Below are 742 nucleotides of genomic sequence, written 5' to 3' on the forward strand. Positions count from 1 at the left end.
GGAGGACGACGACGGCGCCGCCGCCTCGCAGACGCCGCCGCCCCGCAACGGCTACGGGCCGCGAGACGACCGCCGCCCCGCGCCGGCCCGCGACCACGACGTGGTCCCGCGCGGCTACGTCCCTCAACGCCCCGCCGGCCCGACCGACCGGATCGCCGAGCGGGCCCAGGCCCAGCCCCCGGCGCGTCGGCCCGCCGCGCCTCCGCCCCGCGATCAGACGCCCATCGAGGCCTTCGGCGACGGACCGCCGCCCCGCGGCCGCTGACAGTAAGGACGCCCCGTAGTGAAACCCTTCCCGTTCAACCCGGCCTGGGCCATGGACCCGCGCGTGCAGTCCATGCCCGAGGCCTTCCAGAGGCGGCACGTCATGATCCTCTGCTACCAGGCGATCGACGGCCTCGCGGGGTTCCGCAACGCGGACCTGGCCGCCTCGCTGCGGATCTCTCCCGACGTGCTGGCCGAGACCAAGGCCGCGCTCCTGGAGCGAGGGTTGATCGGCGACGACTGGAGGCCCAACGGCTTCCCGACCATCGGCGGGGAAGACGAGGCGGAACGTCAGAAACGACTCGCCGCCGAGCGGCAGAAGCGGCGTCGGGAGAGGCTGAAATCGACCGCCGTCACGGGGTGCAACGTGACGGATCACGTGACGCGTCACGTGACGTCACGCGTGACGGAGAACGTGACGAAACGTGACGTCACGCGTGACGCCGTGACCCCCCCCAATCCCCCCCCTAAGTAATTC

General features: G+C 72.5%; 1 protein-coding gene and 1 pseudogene. Both read left to right on the forward strand.

Annotated features, from left to right (window positions below; genetic code table 11):
- A pseudogene (locus tag G6O68_RS31985) lies at positions 1 to 265 on the forward strand (hypothetical protein); the annotation flags it as partial.
- Positions 266 to 283: 18 nt separating this feature from the next.
- A complete protein-coding gene (locus G6O68_RS31990) occupies positions 284 to 739 on the forward strand; it encodes a hypothetical protein (protein ID WP_165253832.1) in 456 nt (151 codons plus the stop codon).
- Positions 740 to 742 lie beyond the last annotated feature (3 nt).

It is taken from the genome of Paludisphaera soli (genome assembly GCF_011064595.1).
GTDB classification, from domain to species: domain Bacteria; phylum Planctomycetota; class Planctomycetia; order Isosphaerales; family Isosphaeraceae; genus Paludisphaera; species Paludisphaera soli.